At 74.6% G+C, this 18,326-nt stretch carries 13 protein-coding genes and 3 tRNA genes; 13 read left to right on the top strand and 3 right to left on the bottom strand.

The features are described 5' to 3' along the window. The first annotated feature begins 53 nt into the window (after window positions 1-53). The 4 genes from rsfS (at window position 54) to ACIQTO_RS19065 (ending at window position 1,633) form a co-directional block, all read left to right on the top strand. Window positions 54-524 (top strand): ribosome silencing factor, encoded by a 471-nt coding sequence (gene rsfS / locus ACIQTO_RS19080; RefSeq protein ID WP_329492097.1) that lies wholly within the window; start codon window positions 54-56, stop codon window positions 522-524. Then, complete coding sequence (locus tag ACIQTO_RS19075; protein WP_402389273.1) at window positions 521-1,168, top strand: histidine phosphatase family protein; 648 nt, start codon at window positions 521-523, stop codon at window positions 1,166-1,168. Before rsfS ends, ACIQTO_RS19075 begins: the two co-directional genes overlap by 4 nt. 282 nt (window positions 1,169-1,450) lie before the next feature. After that, window positions 1,451-1,523, top strand: a tRNA-Ala gene (locus tag ACIQTO_RS19070). Window positions 1,524-1,560: 37 nt separating this feature from the next. Continuing rightward, a tRNA-Ala gene (locus tag ACIQTO_RS19065) sits at window positions 1,561-1,633 on the top strand. 104 nt (window positions 1,634-1,737) lie between these two features. On the opposite strand, the gene ACIQTO_RS19060 is transcribed toward ACIQTO_RS19065, so the two are convergent. Next, window positions 1,738-2,643: a helix-turn-helix transcriptional regulator gene (locus tag ACIQTO_RS19060; RefSeq protein WP_402389026.1), complete on the bottom strand. Its 906-nt coding sequence runs from the start codon at window positions 2,641-2,643 to the stop codon at window positions 1,738-1,740. Between the two features lie 102 nt (window positions 2,644-2,745). Between ACIQTO_RS19060 and ACIQTO_RS19055 the strand changes: the two genes are divergently transcribed. From ACIQTO_RS19055 to ACIQTO_RS19020, 8 genes are all read left to right on the top strand, one after another. Beyond that, the gene (locus ACIQTO_RS19055; RefSeq protein ID WP_402389023.1) at window positions 2,746-4,185 is read left to right on the top strand and encodes an MFS transporter; all 1,440 of its coding nucleotides are present in this window, start codon (window positions 2,746-2,748) and stop codon (window positions 4,183-4,185) included. Between the two features lie 101 nt (window positions 4,186-4,286). Further along, a tRNA-Ala gene (locus tag ACIQTO_RS19050) sits at window positions 4,287-4,359 on the top strand. A 160-nt stretch (window positions 4,360-4,519) separates the two neighbouring features. Then, on the top strand, window positions 4,520-5,917 hold the full coding sequence (locus ACIQTO_RS19045) for a hypothetical protein (protein ID WP_402389020.1): 1,398 nt from the start codon (window positions 4,520-4,522) through the stop codon (window positions 5,915-5,917). Between the two features lie 208 nt (window positions 5,918-6,125). Next, window positions 6,126-9,032 (top strand): leucine--tRNA ligase, encoded by a 2,907-nt coding sequence (leuS, locus tag ACIQTO_RS19040; RefSeq protein ID WP_402389017.1) that lies wholly within the window; start codon window positions 6,126-6,128, stop codon window positions 9,030-9,032. 426 nt (window positions 9,033-9,458) lie between these two features. Then, window positions 9,459-10,235 carry a hypothetical protein gene (locus ACIQTO_RS19035; protein WP_402389014.1) on the top strand — a complete coding sequence of 259 codons (777 nt, stop codon included), beginning with the start codon at window positions 9,459-9,461 and terminating at the stop codon, window positions 10,233-10,235. Window positions 10,236-10,474: 239 nt separating this feature from the next. Next, entirely contained in the window at window positions 10,475-11,320 is an 846-nt protein-coding gene (locus ACIQTO_RS19030) for a DegV family protein (RefSeq protein WP_402389012.1), read from the top strand. Window positions 11,321-11,520: 200 nt separating this feature from the next. Further along, on the top strand, window positions 11,521-12,555 hold the full coding sequence (locus ACIQTO_RS19025; protein ID WP_402389009.1) for a ComEA family DNA-binding protein: 1,035 nt from the start codon (window positions 11,521-11,523) through the stop codon (window positions 12,553-12,555). A 99-nt stretch (window positions 12,556-12,654) separates the two neighbouring features. Further along, window positions 12,655-15,423 carry a ComEC/Rec2 family competence protein gene (locus ACIQTO_RS19020; RefSeq protein ID WP_402389007.1) on the top strand — a complete coding sequence of 923 codons (2,769 nt, stop codon included), beginning with the start codon at window positions 12,655-12,657 and terminating at the stop codon, window positions 15,421-15,423. Between the two features lie 262 nt (window positions 15,424-15,685). Here ACIQTO_RS19020 and ACIQTO_RS19015 read toward each other — a convergent pair whose 3' ends face one another. Further along, window positions 15,686-15,979 (bottom strand): hypothetical protein, encoded by a 294-nt coding sequence (locus ACIQTO_RS19015; RefSeq protein ID WP_402389005.1) that lies wholly within the window; start codon window positions 15,977-15,979, stop codon window positions 15,686-15,688. 159 nt (window positions 15,980-16,138) lie between these two features. Here ACIQTO_RS19015 and holA point away from each other — a divergent pair, with 159 nt between their 5' ends. After that, window positions 16,139-17,140: a DNA polymerase III subunit delta gene (gene holA / locus ACIQTO_RS19010; protein WP_402389003.1), complete on the top strand. Its 1,002-nt coding sequence runs from the start codon at window positions 16,139-16,141 to the stop codon at window positions 17,138-17,140. Between the two features lie 99 nt (window positions 17,141-17,239). On the opposite strand, the gene ACIQTO_RS19005 is transcribed toward holA, so the two are convergent. Further along, complete coding sequence (locus ACIQTO_RS19005) at window positions 17,240-17,980, bottom strand: hypothetical protein (protein ID WP_402389001.1); 741 nt, start codon at window positions 17,978-17,980, stop codon at window positions 17,240-17,242. Window positions 17,981-18,326: the final 346 nt, after the last annotated feature.

Genomic DNA, 18,326 nt, shown 5'->3' with positions numbered 1-18,326 from the left:
TGCCCGGCCGAGTGCCGGGCATCGCCCCCAAGCCGCCGAGCCGGAAGAACATCGTGACCGCCACCGAGCACAGCCAGGAAATCATCAACGTCGCCGCCCAGGCGGCGGCCGACAAGCTGGCGCACAACATCATCGCGTTCGACGTCAGCGACGTGCTGTCGATCACCGACGCCTTCCTGATCGCCTCCGCGAACAACGACCGCCAGGTCAAGTCGATCGCCGAGGAGATCGAGGACAAGCTGCGCGAGCAGCTGGACATCAAGCCGGTGCGTCGGGAGGGCGAGCGCGACGGCCGTTGGATCCTGCTCGACTACCTGGACATCGTGGTGCACGTCCAGCACTCCGAGGAGCGCTCCTTCTACTCCCTGGACCGGCTCTGGAAGGACTGCCCCGAGCTGCCGCTGCCGGCCGACGCGCTGGCCTCCCGCAACCGTCCCGACGCGCACACCGACGAGGCCGGCAACGCCCTCGCCCCGGCCGAGGCCGCCCCGGCGGACAACTTCGGCGCCGAGGACTACAGCTGAGCCGCGAGGCGCGGGGCCCGCGCATCGTCTTCTGGCGGCACGGCCAGACGTCCTGGAACCTCGAATCGCGGTTCCAGGGCACCACGGACATCGAGCTGACCGGCCAGGGCGTCCTGCAGGCCCAGCGGGCGGCCCGGCTGCTCTCCGGCCTCCGTCCCGACCTGCTGGTCTCCTCGGACCTCCAGCGCGCCCGGCGCACCGCCGAGGAACTGGCCAGGGTCACCGGCCTGGACGTGCAGCACCACGAGGGGCTGCGCGAGACGTACGCCGGCTCCTGGCAGGGGCTCACCAACGCCGAGATCCGGGCCCGCTTCCCGGAGGAGTACGCGGCCTGGGCGCAGGGCGAGCCGATCCGGCGCGGCGGCGGCGAGCTGTCCACCGAGGTCGCCGACCGCTCGGTGCCGGTGGTGCTGGACGCCGTCGGCAAACTGCCGGAGGACGGCACCCTGGTGGTCGTCAGCCACGGCGGCACCATCCGCACCATGCTCGGACGGCTGCTCGGCCTGGAGCCGGCGCTCTGGGAGTGCTTCGGCGGCCTGTCCAACTGCTGCTGGTCCGTGCTGGGCCGGGGCGCGCGCGGCTGGCGTCTGCTGGAGCACAACGCGGGCACCCTCCCGCAGCCGGTGATCGGCGACGACACCTGAGCGGTGGCGACGGTGCCGATCGGGAACACCCGATCGGGAACGCCCGGCCGGTGACGGTCGGGCGGCGACGGCCGAGTGGTGACGGCCGAGTGGGGACGGTCGAGCGGTGACGTTCGGGTGGTGACGTTCGGGTGGGGACACCTGGGCGGCGACACCCGGCGGTGAGCCGCCGGGCGGTCTGCGGGGGCGGATTTCGCAGTTCCGGGCCTGACCAGTTAGAGTCTTCCTCGTTCGCACGGAAGAAACGCAGCCCGGAAGGGAAGCGCGAAATCCGGTGAGTGCGGGGCTGTAGCTCAGTTGGTAGAGCGCTTGCATGGCATGCAAGAGGTCCGGGGTTCAATTCCCCGTAGCTCCACTCCGCACCTGCGGTCCGCGAGGGCCGTGCGTGTCGCGGGGCTGTAGCTCAGTTGGTAGAGCGCTTGCATGGCATGCAAGAGGTCCGGGGTTCAATTCCCCGTAGCTCCACAGACCGGCGAAAAGGCCGCCACCCATCGGGTGGCGGCCTTCCGCGTTCCCGGGGCCCCCGTCGGCCGGGCGGCCCCGGGAACGGCCGGAGTCCGGCCGGCCGCTCAGGAGTGGCAGCTGTTGAGCCAGCCGCCGGGCGCCAGGGTGGCGAGCTCCTCGATCCGGACCCGGTCCTCCGGCCCCTCCGGGAGATAGACGACCACATAGGTCTCGGGCACCCCGGGCAGCGACAGGTACGAGGCGTTGAGCCGCAGCACCCCGACCTTCGGGTGCCGGAAGACCCGCAGCCAGGTCTGCGGCTGCGCCACCTCCTGCCGGGCCCAGAGGTCCCGGAACAGCTCGCTGCGCGCCGACAGCCCCTGCACGTGCTCCTCCCAGACCGGCTCGCCGACGTGCTTGCCGTACGCGGCCCGCAGCACCGCCACCATCCGCGGCAGCGCCTCCGCGCGGTTCAGGAACGGGTTGCAGCACGGCGGCATGAGGAGCGTGCACCAGATGCTGTTGAACCGCCCGCTGGGCGTGGCGGTCCGGTTCGTCCCGAACAGCGACTCGTACGACCGGTTGTACATCAGCACGTCGAACCGGGTGTTGGAGACCGCGGCCGGCAGCGGCGCGAGCGCGTCCAGGATGGCCTGGGTCGAGGGGTCGAGGACCGGCGGGTCGGCCTGCGTGCGCGGGCGCGCGGACAGCCCGGCGAGCCGGAACAGGTGCTCGCGCTCGGTGTCGTCCAGCCGCAGCGTCCGGGCCACCGCCGCCAGTACCTGCTCGCTGGCGTTGATCGGCCGCCCCTGCTCCAGCCAGGTGTACCAGGTGACGCCGACCCCGGAGAGCTGCGCCACCTCCTCCCGGCGCAGCCCCGGTGTCCGGCGGCGCAGCCCCGGCGGCAGGCCGACGTCCTCGGGGGAGACCCGGGCCCGGCAGGCCTTGAGGTAGCCGGCCAGCTCGGTGCGGCGGCGGTCCTGCCGGCGCGGCCCGGCGGTGGAGGCGGTGCGGTCGTCCAGGACGGTCATACCCGCCATCGTGCCGCAGGGCGGGCCGGCGAGACAGGTGCTGCCGGTACCAGGATCCGCAGGCTCTAACCACCAGTACCGGCCGCGCGGCACGCTGGGTCCATGACGGACCTTCAGATCCGGCCCGGTGCGGCCGGCGCCATCGCCCCCGGCCCGGCCGCCCGGCCCGGGCGGCTCCTCGCCCTCCTGCTCTGCGGCCAGTTCATGGCCATCCTGGACGTCTCCATCGTCAACGTCGCGGTGCCGACCGTCCGCACCGACCTGCACGCCTCCGGCGCGGCCCTCCAACTGGTCATCGCCGGCTACACCATCGCCTACGCGGTGCTGCTCATCACCGGCGCCCGGCTGGGCGCCCGGCACGGCTACGGCCGGCTGTTCCAGCTGGGCCTGGCCGTCTTCACCGCCGCCTCGCTGGCCTGTGGCCTCGCCCCGACCACCGGCTGGCTGATCGCCTTCCGGCTGCTCCAGGGCGCCGGCTCGGCCCTGATGGTGCCGCAGGTGATGAGCCTGCTGCAGCAGACCTTCACCGGCGCCGCCCGGACCAGGGCGCTCGGCCTCTACTCGGCGGTGCTGGCCGGGGGCATGGCGGTCGGCCAGGTGCTCGGCGGTGTCCTGGTCAGCGCCGACCTGTTCGGGACGGGCTGGCGCCCGGTCTTCCTGGTCAACGTGCCGATCGGGCTGGCGCTGCTGGTGGCCGGGGCCCGGCTGCTGCCGAAGCTGCCGGGCGACCGCGAGCGCGGCCTCGACCTCCCCGGCCTGGTGGTGCTCGGCGCGGCCCTCGGGCTGCTGGTGGTGCCCCTGGTGCTCGGCCACGAACTGGGCTGGCCCGGCTGGGGCTGGGCGATGCTCGCCGGCAGCGCGGCGCTGTTCGGCCTGTTCGTGGTGGTCGAGCGCCGGATCGCGCGGCGCGGCGGGCAACCGCTGATCTCCGGCCGGGTGCTGCGGGCGCCCGGACTGCGCCCGGCGGCGGGCGCGATCTTCATGATCATGGCCGCCTTCGCGGGCTTCCTGTTCGCCTTCGCCCTGCACCAGCAGTCCGGCCTCGGGCACAGCGCGCTGCGCGCCGGGCTCTGCTCGGCACCGGTGGCGATCGGCTTCGGGCTGTCCAGCCTGCACTGGCACCGGCTGCCCGCCCGGCTGCACGGCTTCCTGCCGCTGATCAGCGCCGCCCTGCTGGCCCCCGGCTACCTGCTGCTCGGGGTGCTGCTCGGCGGCGGCGCGGAGATCGGCCCCGCGGCCCTGCTGTTGATGACCGGGCTCGGCCTCGTCGCCGGCTGCTCGTACTCGCCGCTGTTCGCCCGGGCGCTGGGCGGTGTCGCCCCGGCGGACGCGGCGGACGCCAGCGGCGTGCTGGTGACGGTCGTCCAGCTCGGCCAGGTGGTCGGGGTCGCGGTGCTCGGCTCGGTCTTCCTCGGCGGGGTCGATCTGCCGGCCGTCGCCCCGGACTCCGGGCACGCCCTGCTGGTGACCACCGCCGCGATCGCGGGCCTCGTCGGCCTCGGCGCGGCGTTCGCCGCCCGCAGCCGTCCGACGGCCGGGTAGTACCTCCGGTAACGGATTCGTGGAGCACCCCTTCGACCGTGTAAAGTAGTCGATGTCGCCGAGGGAAACCGAAGGAAACCTCCGGTGACACCGCAGGTCAAGGGGCTGTAGCTCAGTTGGTAGAGCGCTTGCATGGCATGCAAGAGGTCCGGGGTTCAATTCCCCGTAGCTCCACAGAAGTCGAAGGCCGCCTCCCGTTCCGGGAGGCGGCCTTCGGCGTTTCCCGAGGCCGGTTCGGCCGGCCCCGGCGGTGCCCGCTCAGCTACGGCGGGCACCCCCCGGGGTTTTCCGGCCGGCCCGGCCGCCGGCCACGCGGGACCGCTACCGTCGTGCCATGGCCGATCTGGAGCGCAGACGCAACGAGGAGCTGGCCCGGATACTCCACCAGCTCGGCTGGAACCCGGAGCGGCTGGCCCGCGAGGTGAACCTGACCCTGCCGCCCGGCCTGGCGATCAGCTCCACCGCCCCGTACAAGTGGCGCGACCGGGGCATGGTCCCGCGCAGCCCGCACGACCAGACGGTCTGCGAGGTGCTCAGCCGCACGCTCGGCATCGCCGTCACCTACGAGCAGCTCTGGGGCCGGATGGGCGGCAACCGGGGGGCCAAGATCCTCTCGCCCCGGCTGCTCACCGACCCGTGGACGGCCGACACCGCCCAGACCGCGCTGCGCGAGGCGGCCACCGACGCCGGTCCGGTCCGGCTCACCGACCTGTTCCGCGGCGCCGACCTCGACCAGGCCGCCGCCCGGCTGGCCACCCCGCCGCCACCCGTCGGCGGCGGCGAGGGCGCGCTGCGGATCGACCCCGCGCTGGTCGGCGAACTCCGGCTCTCCTACCGGAGCAAGCTGCGGCTGGAACGGGCCTGCGGCGGCGGCCTGGTGCTCGGGCCGGCCCGGGCCGAGCTGGCCATGGTCGCCAAGCTGCTGGAACTCGGCGGATACGACGAGGAACTCGGCCGCGCGCTGTACGGCACCGCGAGCCGGCTGGCCCGGCTGGCCGGCTGGGCCGCGTACGACCTCGGCCACGAGGCGGCCGCCCAGCGGGCGTTCGTGGCCGCGCTGCGCGCCGCCCACCTCAGCGGGGACCCCCGGCTCGGGGTGGGGGTGGTCGGCTGCCTGGTGGTGCTGGCCACCCAGGGCGGGGGAGCGCGGGGGCTGGACGCCGTCACCGTCCTCGCCGGGGTGCTGGAGGCGGCCTGGGAGGCGCTCGGCCCGGCCGACCGGGCCCTGCAGCTCGGCCGGATGGCGCGTGCGTACGGGCGGCGGGGTGAGCCGGAGCAGGTCGCGGCGGCGGCCGGGCGGGCGTTCGCGGAGCTGGACGGGTGGGCGGGGCCCGCGGAGGGTGCGGGTGCGGGTTCCGGGGCCGGGGCCGGGGCCGGGGGTGCTGCGGGTGCGGGTGCGGGTTCCAGGGCCGGGGGCGCGGAGGTGGCGCAGGCCCGGGCGGACCTCGCGGGCATGGTGGGGGAGGGCTACCTCCTCCTCGGTGACCACCGCGACGCCCAGGCCCTGCTCGCCGGGGCGGTGGCCGGGCTCGGACCCGGCCGGGCCCGGGCCCGGGTGCTGCTGATGGTCCGGCTGGCGGACTCCCAGCGCCGTACCGGCCGCCTCCGGGAGGCCGCCGGCACGGCCGACCGGGCGCGCGCCCTGGCGGCCGGGATGCAGTCCGAGCGGGTCGCCCGCGCGCTGCGCGACTTCGACGCGGCCGCCCGGTCGGTATCTCCGGGAGAGGCCTGATCCCCTTGCGGTACCCTGAGCCCATGCGAACCGTGCGCCTGCTCCTTAGCCGGCCGCGCTGACCAGGACCGGCCGCGCCCCAGGGCGGGCGCCGGAGTCGGCGTGGCATCCCCTCCTGCGAGGGGCTTTTTTGTTTTCCGCCGCCTTTCGTGTCGCGCCCGGCCCTGTGCCCGGTTCGCCCACTGACATCGATGGAGCCTGAAGGACCATGAGCGAGACGACCCCTGCTTCCGGCGCGGCCGAGGCCGCGACCGAGCCGTTCCGGTACAGCGCCACCCTGGCGGCGGAGATCGAGTCCCGCTGGCAGGACATCTGGGAGAAGGAGGGCACGTTCAGCGCTCCCAACCCGGCCGGTGACCTGGCCGACCCGAGCGCCGGCGACGTCTCCGCGAAGCCGCACAGCTTCATCATGGACATGTTCCCGTACCCCTCCGGCGCGGGCCTGCACGTCGGCCACCCGCTGGGCTACATCGCCACCGACGTCTTCGCGCGCTACCAGCGGATGACCGGCCACAACGTGCTGCACACGCTGGGCTACGACGCGTTCGGCCTGCCCGCCGAGCAGTACGCGGTGCAGACCGGCACCCACCCGCGGGTCTCCACCGAGGCCAACATCGCCAACATGCGCCAGCAGTTGCGCCGGCTGGGCCTGGGCCACGACCCGCGCCGCTCGATCTCCACGATCGACCCGGAGTACTACCGCTGGACCCAGTGGATCTTCCTGCAGATCTTCAACTCCTGGTACGACAAGGAGGCCGGCCGGGCCCGCCCGATCAGCGAGCTGATCGCCGGCTTCGCGGACGGCTCGCGCGAGCTGCCGGGCGGCCGGGCGTGGTCGGAGCTGTCCGCCGCCGAGCGCGACGAACTGCTGGGCGAGTACCGGCTGGCCTACGCCAAGGAGGTGCCGGTCAACTGGTGCCCCGGGCTGGGTACCGTGCTGGCCAACGAGGAGGTCACCGCGGACGGCCGCTCCGAGCGCGGCAACTTCCCGGTGTTCAAGTCGAACCTGCGCCAGTGGATGATGCGGATCACCGCCTACTCGGACCGGCTGATCTCCGACCTGGACCTGCTGGACTGGCCCGAGGCCATCAAGCTGCAGCAGCGCAACTGGATCGGCCGCTCCGAGGGCGCCCGCGTCGACTTCGCGGCCCCCGGCGACCAGAAGATCACCGTCTTCACCACTCGCCCCGACACCCTGTTCGGCGCCACCTACATGGTGCTGGCCCCCGAGCACGGCCTGGTCGACCCGATCGTGCCCGCCGCCTGGCCCGCCGGCACCCGTGAGGAGTGGACCGGCGGCGCCGCCACTCCGGCCGAGGCCGTGGCCGCGTACCGCGCGACCGCCGCCGCGAAGTCCGACGTGGAGCGCCAGGTCGAGGCCAAGGTCAAGACCGGCGTCTTCACCGGTGCCTACGCGGTCAACCCGGTCAGCGGCGAGCCCGTCCCGGTCTTCATCGCCGACTACGTGCTGATGGGCTACGGCACCGGCGCCATCATGGCCGTCCCGGCCCACGACCACCGCGACTTCGCGTTCGCCCGCGCCTTCGCGCTGCCGATGCGCTGCGTCGTCAAGCCGACCGACGGCCGCGACGAGGACCCGCACACCTGGGACGACGCCTTCGACACCTACGACTCGGTGATCGTCAACTCGGCGCACACCGCCGACGACGTGGCCGCCGAGAACGGGATCTCGCTGGACGGTCTGAGCGTCGTCGACGCCAAGGCCGCCGTCACCGCCTGGCTGGCCGAGCGCGGCATCGGCGAGGGAACCGTCAACTACCGCCTGCGCGACTGGCTGTTCAGCCGCCAGCGGTACTGGGGCGAGCCCTTCCCGATCGTCTACGACGAGGACGGCGTGATGCACGCGCTGCCCGAGTCGATGCTGCCGGTCGAGGTCCCCCAGGTGGACGACTACTCGCCGCACACCTACGACCCGTTCGACTCGGCCTCCTCGCCGAAGACCCCGCTGTCGCGCAACGAGGCCTGGGTCAACGTCGAGCTGGACCTGGGCGACGGCCCGAAGCCGTACCGCCGCGAGACCAACACCATGCCCAACTGGGCCGGTTCGTGCTGGTACGAGCTGCGCTACATCGACCCGTCGAACGGCGAGCGGGTCGTCGACCCGGCCAACGAGCAGTACTGGCTGGGCCCGACGGCCGAGAAGCCGGGCGGCGGCGCCGACCTGTACGTCGGCGGGGCCGAGCACGCCGTGCTGCACCTGCTGTACGCGCGTTTCTGGCACAAGGTGCTGCACGACCTGGGCCACGTCTCCTCGGTCGAGCCGTTCCACAAGCTGTTCAACCAGGGCATGATCACCGCGGACGTCTACCGCGACGAGCGCGGCTTCCCGGTGCCCGCCGCCGAGGTCGAGGAGCGCGACGGCGCGTACTCCTGGGCGGGCGAGCCGGTCAAGCGCGAGGCCGGCAAGATGGGCAAGTCCCTGAAGAACGCCGTCTCCCCGGACGAGATCGCCGACGAGTACGGCGCCGACACGCTGCGTCTGTACGAGATGTCGATGGGCCCGCTGGACGTCTCCCGCCCGTGGGACACCCGCGCGGTGGTCGGCTCGTACCGCTTCCTGCAGCGGCTGTGGCGCAACGTCGTCTCGGAGGCGACCGGTGAGCTGGTCGTCACGGACGAGACGCCGGACGAGGCGACCCTGCGGGCGCTGCACAAGGCCATCGACGGCATTCGCGGCGACATGGCCGCGCTGCGCTTCAACACGGCCGTGGCCAAGGCGATCGAGCTGAACAACTTCCTGGTGAAGCGCGGCTCCACGCCGCGACCGGTCGCCGAGCAGCTGGTCCTGCTGGTCGCCCCGCTGGCCCCGCACATCGCGGAGGAGCTGTGGCGCCGGCTGGGCAACGGCGAGTCGCTGGCCCACACCGACTACCCCGTGGCCGACCCGGCGTACGTGGTGGACGAGGCGGTCACCTGCGTCGTGCAGATCAAGGGCAAGGTCAAGGCCCGGCTGGAGGTCGCGCCGTCGATCTCCGACGCCGAGCTGGAGGCGTTGGCGCTGGCCGATCCGGCCGTCGTCGCGGCGATCGGGGACGCGCCGGTGCGCAAGGTGATCGCGCGGGCGCCGAAACTGGTGAACATCGTCACTGGCTGACGGCCGGCCGGCGGTTGTTTCTGCTGACCGTTTCTGGCGGTCGTTTCCGTCGGCCGTTTCTGCCGGCCGGGGCGGGTGTCCTTCGGGGCGCCCGCCCTTCGGCGTTCCTCGATGCCGTGTGGTGGCTGTCGGTGGCTTCCGGTGGCTGTCGGTGGTTGGTTGCCGCCGGCTGTTGGGCGCCGGGTGTGCCGGGAGCGCGGGGTGTGCCGGGTGTGCCGGCGGCGGGCTGGACGTGGCGGGTGCGCCGGAGGTGATCGCGGGGTCGGGCCCTCGTCGGGGACATCCCCCATCTGTCCCTGATCTCCGCGGCCCGGGCCCGTTCGGCCCGCCCCCGACGCCGGTCGGGGGGCTACCGTGGAACCCTCGGTGGGCCGGCCCGCGTTGGGCTCGGTGGGGGCCGGTTCGGCTGACGGAAGGTGGCTCGTGATGGAAGCGCTCGGCGTGTTGGTCGGCCTGGCCCTGCTCCTCGGGCTCGTGGTGGCGGTACTGGCGGTGGTCGGGACGGTCAAGGCGGCGAGGGCGATCGCCACGAAGGTGGAGCGGCACGAGGCCAATGCCCGTCGGGCGGTCGAGAACGTGACACTCAAGGCGAAGACCTACACCAAGCCCGGCCCGCAGGGCCGGATCTCGGCCGTCCGGCTGGAGCTGCGGACCTCCCTGGACGGCACGCGCCAGGTCCTGGAGAGCGGACTGGTCCAGGACGGCCAGCTCGGCGAGGCACTCGCCCTGCTACGGCGGCTGGACACCCACGCGGCGGAGCTGGACGGTGAGCTGCGGCTCCTGGAGCGCGAGCCCGACCCGGGCCGGATCGCGGCCAAGCTGCCCGAGCTGCGGGAGCGGGCGGACCGGATCACCCACTCCGCCGAGACCATGCGCTGGGCCGCCCAGGACCGGATGCACCGCTTCGCCGCCGACGAGCTGAGCCGGCTCAGCCAGGAGTGCGAGAGCGAGGCGGGCGCGCTGCGGCACTGGGACACCTCGGGTGGCGGGACGGGCTCCGCTGCCGCCGCACCCGGGACCGGTGCGTCCTCCGGTGCGTCCTCCGGCCCGGGCACGGCCGGCGGGGAGGCGCCGCGGCGGGCGGGGCTGACCGACGGGAAGGGCGCGCGGCCGAGTGCCGAGGAACTGCTGGGGCTGACCGATCCGCTGACGCGGCTGGCGGACCGGCTGCGGAAGCCGTCGGCCGGGCCGACGGCCGGCTGACCGCCGTCCTTCCGCGGTCCGTCCGGTTCGCCGGCTGTCCGGTTCGTCGGCTGTCCCGCGCCGCTCGCTGTGCGCCGGTCGTCGTCGGGGCTCCCACTGCCTCGCACGCGGCTCCGCGGGACTGCCCCGCACGTGGCGTACGGCCCGGCCGCGGGGGCTGAGGGGTCGGTGGCGTGGGCCCGGGGCCGACCCGGTCGGGGCGCTGTCATCCGGGCCGGGCGCGGAGTAACCTCCGCCTCATGCCCGCCGACCTCGCACTTGTCACCGACTCCACGGCCTACCTGCCCCAGCAGGCCGTCGACCGCCACGAGATCGCGGTGGTCCCGCTGAGCGTCGCGGTCGGTGACACGGTCCTCGCCGAGGGCGTGGAGATCTCGCCCAAGGACGTCGCCGAGGCGCTGCGCGGCAAGCAGCGGGTCACCACCTCCCGGCCGAGTCCCGAGGCCTTCGCCGCCGCCTACCGGGCCGCTGCCGAGGCGGGTGCGAAGGGGATCGTCTCGGTGCACATCTCCGGCGAGCTGTCCGGGACGGCGGAGGCGGCCCGGCTGGCGGCCGGCGAGGCGCCCGTCCCGGTGCGGGTGGTGGACAGCCGGCTGGTCGGGATGGCCCTCGGGTACGGCGTCCTGGCGGCCGCTGAGGCGATCGCGGCCGGGCGGGAGCTGGACGAGGTGACCGCGGCCGTCGTCCGGCGCACTGCGGTGACCAGCGGGTTCTTCTACGTGGACACCCTTGAGTACCTGCGCCGGGGCGGCCGGATCGGGGCTGCCCGGGCGCTGCTCGGGTCGGCGCTGGCGGTGAAGCCGCTGCTGCACCTGGCCGGCGGGCGCATCGAGCCGCTGGAGAAGGTCCGGACGGCGTCCCGGGCGATCGCGCGGCTGGAGGAGATCGCGGTCGAGCGGGCGGGGGAGCGCGAGGTCGACATCGCCGTCCACCACCTGGCGGCGGAGGAGCGGGCCGAGCCGCTCGCGGAGCGCCTGCGGGGGCGAATCCCCGGGCTGCGGGACCTGTATGTGGGCGAGGTGGGGGCGGTGATCGGCGCGCATGTCGGACCGGGGCTGCTGGCCGTGGTGGTCTCGCCGCGCTGAAGGGGGTGGCCGGGGGTGGATTCCGGCCCCGGGGTGGGGGTGGGGCGCGAGTGCCGCGACAGCCCTCGTCGGACGGATAGTCAACTCTGACCAGCGCTGTTCACTCGTTCGAGCGACTCGATTTATCCACAACCCCGCAGTTTTCCACAGGGGTTCGCTTATTATCCCGCAGTCGCTGGACGGCTCCTAGCGTGCTCCGCATGACGAGCATGAGCATCGGCGCGGTGAAGCGCCAGAGGGTCGGTGAGGCCGCGCGATGGCGGCTGGCGGCGTTGCTGCCGGCGGCCGAGGAGGCAGCCGGGGGAGCGGCCGACGCGGCCGAGCCGTCGGCCACCGGGCCGCCGCCGGGAGGCGTGTCCGTCGGTGACCTGCCGGGTGACCTGACGCTCGGCGTGCCGGGCGGCATGGCAGGTGACCTGGCAGGTGGCGCGGGAGGCGGCGCGGGCGGTGGCCGGCCGGGCGGTGCGCTCGGCACGATGGGGCCCGATGGTGTGCCGCCCGACGGGATCGGGTCTGCCGGACCGGCCCGAGCGCGATGGCGCTTCGGCACCTCGGTGCTGCTCGACCGGCGGGCCGTGCTGGGGCTGGTCGTCCTGCTGCTGCTCACCGTCGGCTACGGCCTGCAGCACTTCTGGCTGGCGCGGCCCCAACCGGTCGCGGTGCCGGCGGTCGCGGTCGGCTCGGTGGAACCGGGGGAGGCGGCTCGGGGACAGCCGGCTCCGGGGCAGGAGGCTCCGGGTCCACCGGAGGCCGGCCCGGGTAGTGCCCCGCCCGTCCTCGATGACGCCGGCGCGCGCACCGTCGTGGTGGTCGACGTCGGGGGCCGGGTGCACAGCCCCGGTGTCCACGCGCTGCCCAGCGGATCCCGGGTGGCGGACGCGCTGCGCGTCGCCGGCGGCCCGCTGCCCGAGACGGAGACCAAGAGCCTCAACCTGGCCCGGGTGCTGACGGACGGTGAGCAGATCCTCGTCGGCGAGCCGGGCCCGGCGCCGGCCGCCGGTGGCGCCGGCGGGCCGGTCGGGGCCGGGGCCACCGGGCCGAGGCCACCGGTCAGTCTGAACCACGCCACCCTCGAACAGCTCGACACGCTCCCGGGCGTCGGTCCGACGCTCGCGCAGCGCATCATCGCCTTCCGCGCATCGCACGGATCGTTCCGCTCACTCGACCAGCTCCGGCAGGTCAGCGGCATCGGCGAACGCACCTACGCGGAGATCAGGCCGATGCTCACCCTCTGATCCGCCCACCACGCCCGTGTCCGCCCTGCCGGCCCACGCGTCGGCCCTGCCTGCCTGCCTGCCTGCCTGCCCACCTCCTCCTCGGCCTGCCGCCGTCCCGTGCCCGTTCGACGCGCGCAGCCGTCCGACCCGTCCACCGCTCCCCGGAAGGGAGGTACCGTCATCGCCGCCACCGCCAAGGCCAACACCGCCGACAACACCGCCGCCGCCATCGCCGCGAGGCCCGCCTCCACGGCGGCGGTGCCTCGTCGGCCGGCCGGCGACCTGCGCCTTCTCCTCCCCGCCGTCGCGGCGTGGGCGGTCACGGCGGCTGTCCTCGGGCTGGGTCCCGGCCACGGTCTCCTGCTGTCGTCGGCCGCCGTCGCGGCCGTCCTGTCCGCCGTCCTCCTGCTCGTCCGCCCGGGAGCGCGGAGCCGTCGTGGCGCCGCCGTGACCCTGTCCGCCGTGCTGCTCACCGGTGCGGCGGCCACCGCCGCGACCCTGCTGCACACCGCCGACCTCCACCGGGGCCCACTGCCCGGGCTGGCCCGTGGCGCAGCCCCCGCGCCGGAGGTGGGCGTCGAACTGACCGTCACCGGCGACCCGAGGGCCCACACCTCCCGCACCCGGGGGACGGCTGCCGGGCAGGGCATCCTCACCGTCGACGCGGTGGCCGACCAGGTCACCGTTCCGGCGGGCGCCGGTGCGGGAGACGCCGCCCCGGCCGGCGGCGCGGGCGGCACGGAGTCGTCGGGCGCCGTGACGACCAGGACGCGGACACCGGTGACGGTGCTGGTGCGAGGGCCGGACATCGCCGGGTGGCAAAAGCTGCTCCCGTCGGCCCGCGTCGCCGTCACTGCCGATGTCCGTCCGGCGGGGGAGGGGCACGGCGACGAGTCGGCCGCGCTGCTGATCGCGCACGGGCCGCCGCAGGAGCTCGCACCGCCCAGCCTGCCGCAGCGGGTCGCCGGCCGCTTGCGGGCGGGCCTGCGGGCGGCCGCCGACGATCTCCCGCCGGACGCGCGTGGACTGCTTCCGGCCCTGGTGGTCGGGGACACCTCCCGCCTGTCCGGGGACCTCCTGGACGCCTTCCGGGCCACCGACATGGCGCACCTGGTCGCGGTCAGCGGGGCCAACCTCGCGATCGTCCTGGGCGTTCTGCTCGGAGCCCCCGGCCGGGCCGGCACCCCCGAACGGGGAGGCCTGGCAGCCTTGCTCGGGATTCCGCTGCGCACCACCGCGCTGATCGGCACCGTCGTCACGCTGGCCTTCGTCACCGTCTGCCGACCCGAGCCCAGCGTGTTGCGGGCCGCCGGTACGGGGTTGATCGGGCTGCTCGCGCTCGCCACCGGTCGGCCCCGGCAGGCGGTGCCCGCCCTGGCCGGCACCGCGTTGGTCCTGGTGCTCCTCGATCCCTATCTCGCGCGGTCGTTCGGCTTCCTCCTGTCGGTGCTCGCCACCTCCGGTCTGCTGGTGCTCGGCCCGCACTGGGCGCTGCGTCTGCGGGCGCGGGGCTGGCCGGCCCACCTGGCGGGCGCCGTCGCGGCGACGGCCGCGGCCCAGGCGCTCTGCGCGCCCGTGACGGTGGTGCTGTCCGGACACATCAGCCTGGTCGCCGTCCCCTGCAATCTGTTGGCCGAGCTGGCGGTGGCCCCGGCGACCTTGCTCGGTTTCACGGTGCTCGTCCTGGAGCCGCTCTCGCCGGGTCCGGCCCGGCTGCTCGCGGAGCCCGCCGGGATCCCGGTGGGCTGGCTGGCGGCGGTGGCCCGGTACGGGGCGGAGTTGCCGGGCGCTCAGATCTCCTGGCCCGGAGGGCTGCTCGGCACGGTGACGCTGGCCCTGGCCACCGTGGCGATGTGCTGGACGGTGCCCCTTCTGCTGCCCCGGCCCGACCTGGCGAACGGCCGCCGTACTCCGGCCGGTTGGATCCGCCCGGTGGTCGCGGGCCTTCTCCTGCTCGCCCTGCTGGCCGTACTGGTGCGGCCGCCGCTGCTCACCCGGCTCGCGACCGGCTGGCCACCGCCGGGGTGGCGGCTGGTCATGTGTGACGTGGGGCAGGGCGACATGGTGGTGCTGCCGATGGCCTCGGACGGGGGCGCGGTCGCGGACAGCGCGCTGGTGGTCGACGCGGGGCCGGATCCGCAGGCGGCTGACCGCTGTCTGCGCGATCTCGGGATCACCCGGGTCCCGCTCCTGCTGCTGACGCACTTCCACGCCGATCACGTGGAGGGTGTGCCGGGAGTGCTGCGAGGCCGTGCCGTCGGGGCGATCGAGGGGACGAGCGTGAACGACCCTCCGGGCGAGGCGGCCCGGGTGTCCGGGTGGGCGGCGGCCGCCGGGGTTCCGCTGTTGCGGGCCCGGCGGGGTGAACAGCGTTCGGCCGGGCCGGGGTTGTCCTGGCAGGTGGTCTGGCCGGAGGCGGAACTACCGGCGGAGGCGTCCGGCGCCAACAACGCCAGTGTCGCGCTCCTGGCGACCCTGGCGGGCGGGGTGCGGGTGGCTCTGCTGGGTGATCTCGAACCGCCGGCACAGTCGGCATTGCTGGGGAGATGGGGAGGCGGCGTGACGGTGGACGTTCTGAAGGTGGCTCATCACGGATCGGCGCACCAGGACTGGGCCCTGACCGCGGCGTTGCGCCCTCGGTTGGCCTTGGTCTCCTGCGGTGAGGGTAATCCGTACGGTCATCCGTCGGTGAGGACGCTCGATCATCTGCGTTCGCTCGGTGCCACGGTGCTGCGCACGGACCGTGCGGGAGACATCGCCGTGCTGGGCGACAGCCCGGCACACCTCGCCGCGGCCGTCCGTCCGCGCGGGTCCCACCTCGGGTACGCGCCGGGCGCTTCCCGCGACCTCCACGCCGCGGGCGGGCCGCGCGGCCCGCCCGTGTGACGCTCCTCCGCCCGCTCGTCCCTCCCCACCGGGAGGAGGGTGGTGGGGAGGGAGGGCGAGGGGGCGGGGGCGGGGGCGGGGGCCCGAAGAAGCGCGCCGGCCCGGGTAGTGCCCGGGCCGGCGCGACCACCGCCCGGGCCCGGTGTTCCTGGCGGGGGTCGAACGGGCCCGTCTCCGGCGTGGGAAGTCGGCCCGTCCGACTTCCCACGCCAGGGGCCGTGCCGCGCGGCCCTCGGGGGGACGTCGGGGAGGCGTCGGAGGATCAGCCCTCCTCGCGCCAGCCCTCGTGCTCGGCGGCGATGGCGTCGAGTGCGCGCAGCAGGCCGGAGGTCCAGCCGTCCTCCGGAGGTTCCACGACCACCAGCCATTGGGCGTCCTCGGCGTCGTCCTCGCCGGCGAGGGCGTCCCGGACGATTTCGAGTTCGCCGAGGTCGGGATGGTTGGCGCTGAGCTCCTCCGTGGCGTCCTCGGCGGCGTCACGGTCGGGCAGGACGAGGAACTGCCGGGCGTTCGGGTCGAAGGCGTCCGGCTGGTCGATGTCGAGGTCTTCGGTCACCGGCCCATTGTCCAGGGAGCGGCCGCGTGTCCCCGCACGCCCCCTCCGGTCGATCACCACCCCCCGGCGGCACCCGCCCCCGCCTCCGTCCGGCCCCCTCACCCCGGTGCGCTCCCGGCCGGGCGGGAGTGTCCGCGCCCCGTGGGATGCTGGTAGGCGATGGCCAGGAAGAGTGCACCCGACGACCTGCTCGCCCCGCTGACCCTCGCGGTCGGCCAGGAGGAGCTGCTGCTCGACCGCGCGGTCGCCCAGGTGGTGGCGGCGGCGAGGGCGGCGGACCCGGACACCGATGTGCGGGACCTCCCTCCCGGCACTCTGCAGCCCGGCAGCCTCGCCGAGCTGACGACGCCCTCGCTGTTCGCCGAGCGCAAGGTCATCGTGGTCAGGGCGGCTCAGGACCTCTCCGCCGAGTCCGTCAAGGAGCTGAAGGCGTACATCGAGGCACCGGCCGAGGAAGTGATCGTGGTGCTGGCGCACGCGGGCGGCGCCAAGGGCAAGGGCCTGCTGGACGCCGGGCGGAAGGCCGGCGGCCGGGAGGTCGCGTGCGCGAAGCTGGCGAAGGCGTCGGACCGGCTGGCCTTCGTCCGGGGCGAGTTCCGGACGCTCGGGCGGTCGGCCACCCCGGAGGCGTGCCAGACGCTGCTCGACGCGCTCGGCAGTGACCTTCGCGAGCTGGCGGCCGCGTGCAGCCAGCTCACCTCGGACGTCGAGGGCACCATCGACGAGACGGTGGTGGCCCGCTACTACAGTGGCCGGGCCGAGGCCACCGGCTTCGAGGTGGCGGACCTCGCGGTCACCGGCCGGGCCGCCGAGGCCTTGGAGCGGCTGCGCTGGGCGCTCGCCGTGGGGCAGCCCCCGACCGGTATCACGTACGCGCTGGCCTCCGGGGTCCGCAGCATCGGCCGGCTGGCGACCACCGGGCGGAACATGCGCCCGGCCGACCTGGCGCGTGAGCTGGGGATGCCGCCGTGGAAGGTCGAGCGGGTCCGCCAGCAGATGCGCGGGTGGACGGGCGACGGCGTGGCCGTGGCCCTGACGGCGATCGCGCAGGCGGACGCCGCCGTCAAGGGCGGCTCCGACGACCCCGCGTTCGCGCTGGAGCGGGCCGTGGTGGCCGTCGCCAGGGCCGCCCGGGCCGGCTCCGGGGCCCGCTCCTACTGAGCCGCGCCCGAACCTGCGGCCCGAACCTGCGGCGCGAACCTGCGGCGCGAACCCGCCGGCCCGCACCCTGCCGGTCCGCACCCGTCGCGGCCCCGGCCGCTACGGGCCGCCGATCGCCTTGAGGATGTCCCGGGTGTCGTCGAGCATCGCCCGGCGGACGGTCTCGCGGTCCAGCGTGGTGTTCTTGCCGACCTGGTAGTTGTCCGTCCAGAACAGGGAGTACGTCATCCCGCCGTCCCGGACCTGCAGGTAGTAGTTGATGTCGTGGAAGGTCTTGTCGGAGCTGGTCGGCTCGTCGCCGTAGGCGAAGTAGGCCTCCTGGCCGAGGTCCGGCACCTCGGTGATCTCGTAGCTCTGCTGCGCGAAGTAGCCCCGGGTGGCGGTGAACTCGGGCCTGGAGTCGACGGCCCTGTGCAGTTCGGCGCGGATGTCGAGGGTGGCGTAGTCCGCGACGTCGCTCCCACTGACCGCCCGCTTGACCAGCGCGTAGCACCGCATGATGTCCATGGCATCGGACCGGCCGGTGTGCTGCAGCGGGTAGTTGTCGACCATGCGGTACTTCTGGTTGAACGCGGTGAGCTTGCCCGCCTCGCAGAGCTTGTCGACGGCGTGGTAGCCGTGGAGGCTCTGCGCGGGGGAGCCGCTGCCGTGGACGAGCCGCGGCACCAGGGCCACGGCGCCGGACCAGGCCGCCGAGGCCATGATGGCGCCGACGAACGCCCAGACGGCGTTGCGGCGCAGATTGCCGTCCTTCCTGGCCGTCCCACCCGGGCCGGCGGCCCTACCCTGCCGGCCCGGATCCCCGGACCGGGTGGGGAGCGTGTCGGGTGCGGGAGGCATGCCGGGTGAGGGGGGCAGTCCGGGCGGAGGCCCGAAGCCCGGGTTCGAGCCGGACGGTGGCGGTTGCTGCGGCGGAAGACCGCCGAACCCCGGCCCGCCGGCCGGTGGCGGTGGTGGCGTCGCCATAGGTGCCCCCCTGAGCGTCGACGAAGGTGCCGGCCGCGAACGGACCTCCCGGAGCGGTGGTCCCGAAGGGGGACGTGCCGCCGCGGGACCGGGTGCCGTGCGCGTGCTCCCCGAACTGCCGTGACCGACCATAGCGGCCGGAGCACAGAACGCGACAGGAGTCGCAGCCGCCGTCGCGGCACGGGCGAGCCGGGGTGCCGGAGCGGGGTGCCGGACCGGG

This window comes from Kitasatospora sp. NPDC091207, from assembly GCF_044768625.1.
Taxonomy (GTDB): domain Bacteria; phylum Actinomycetota; class Actinomycetes; order Streptomycetales; family Streptomycetaceae; genus Kitasatospora.
The sequence above is the reverse complement of the archived record's forward strand: the minus strand, read 5'-3'. Positions and strand labels throughout refer to the sequence as shown.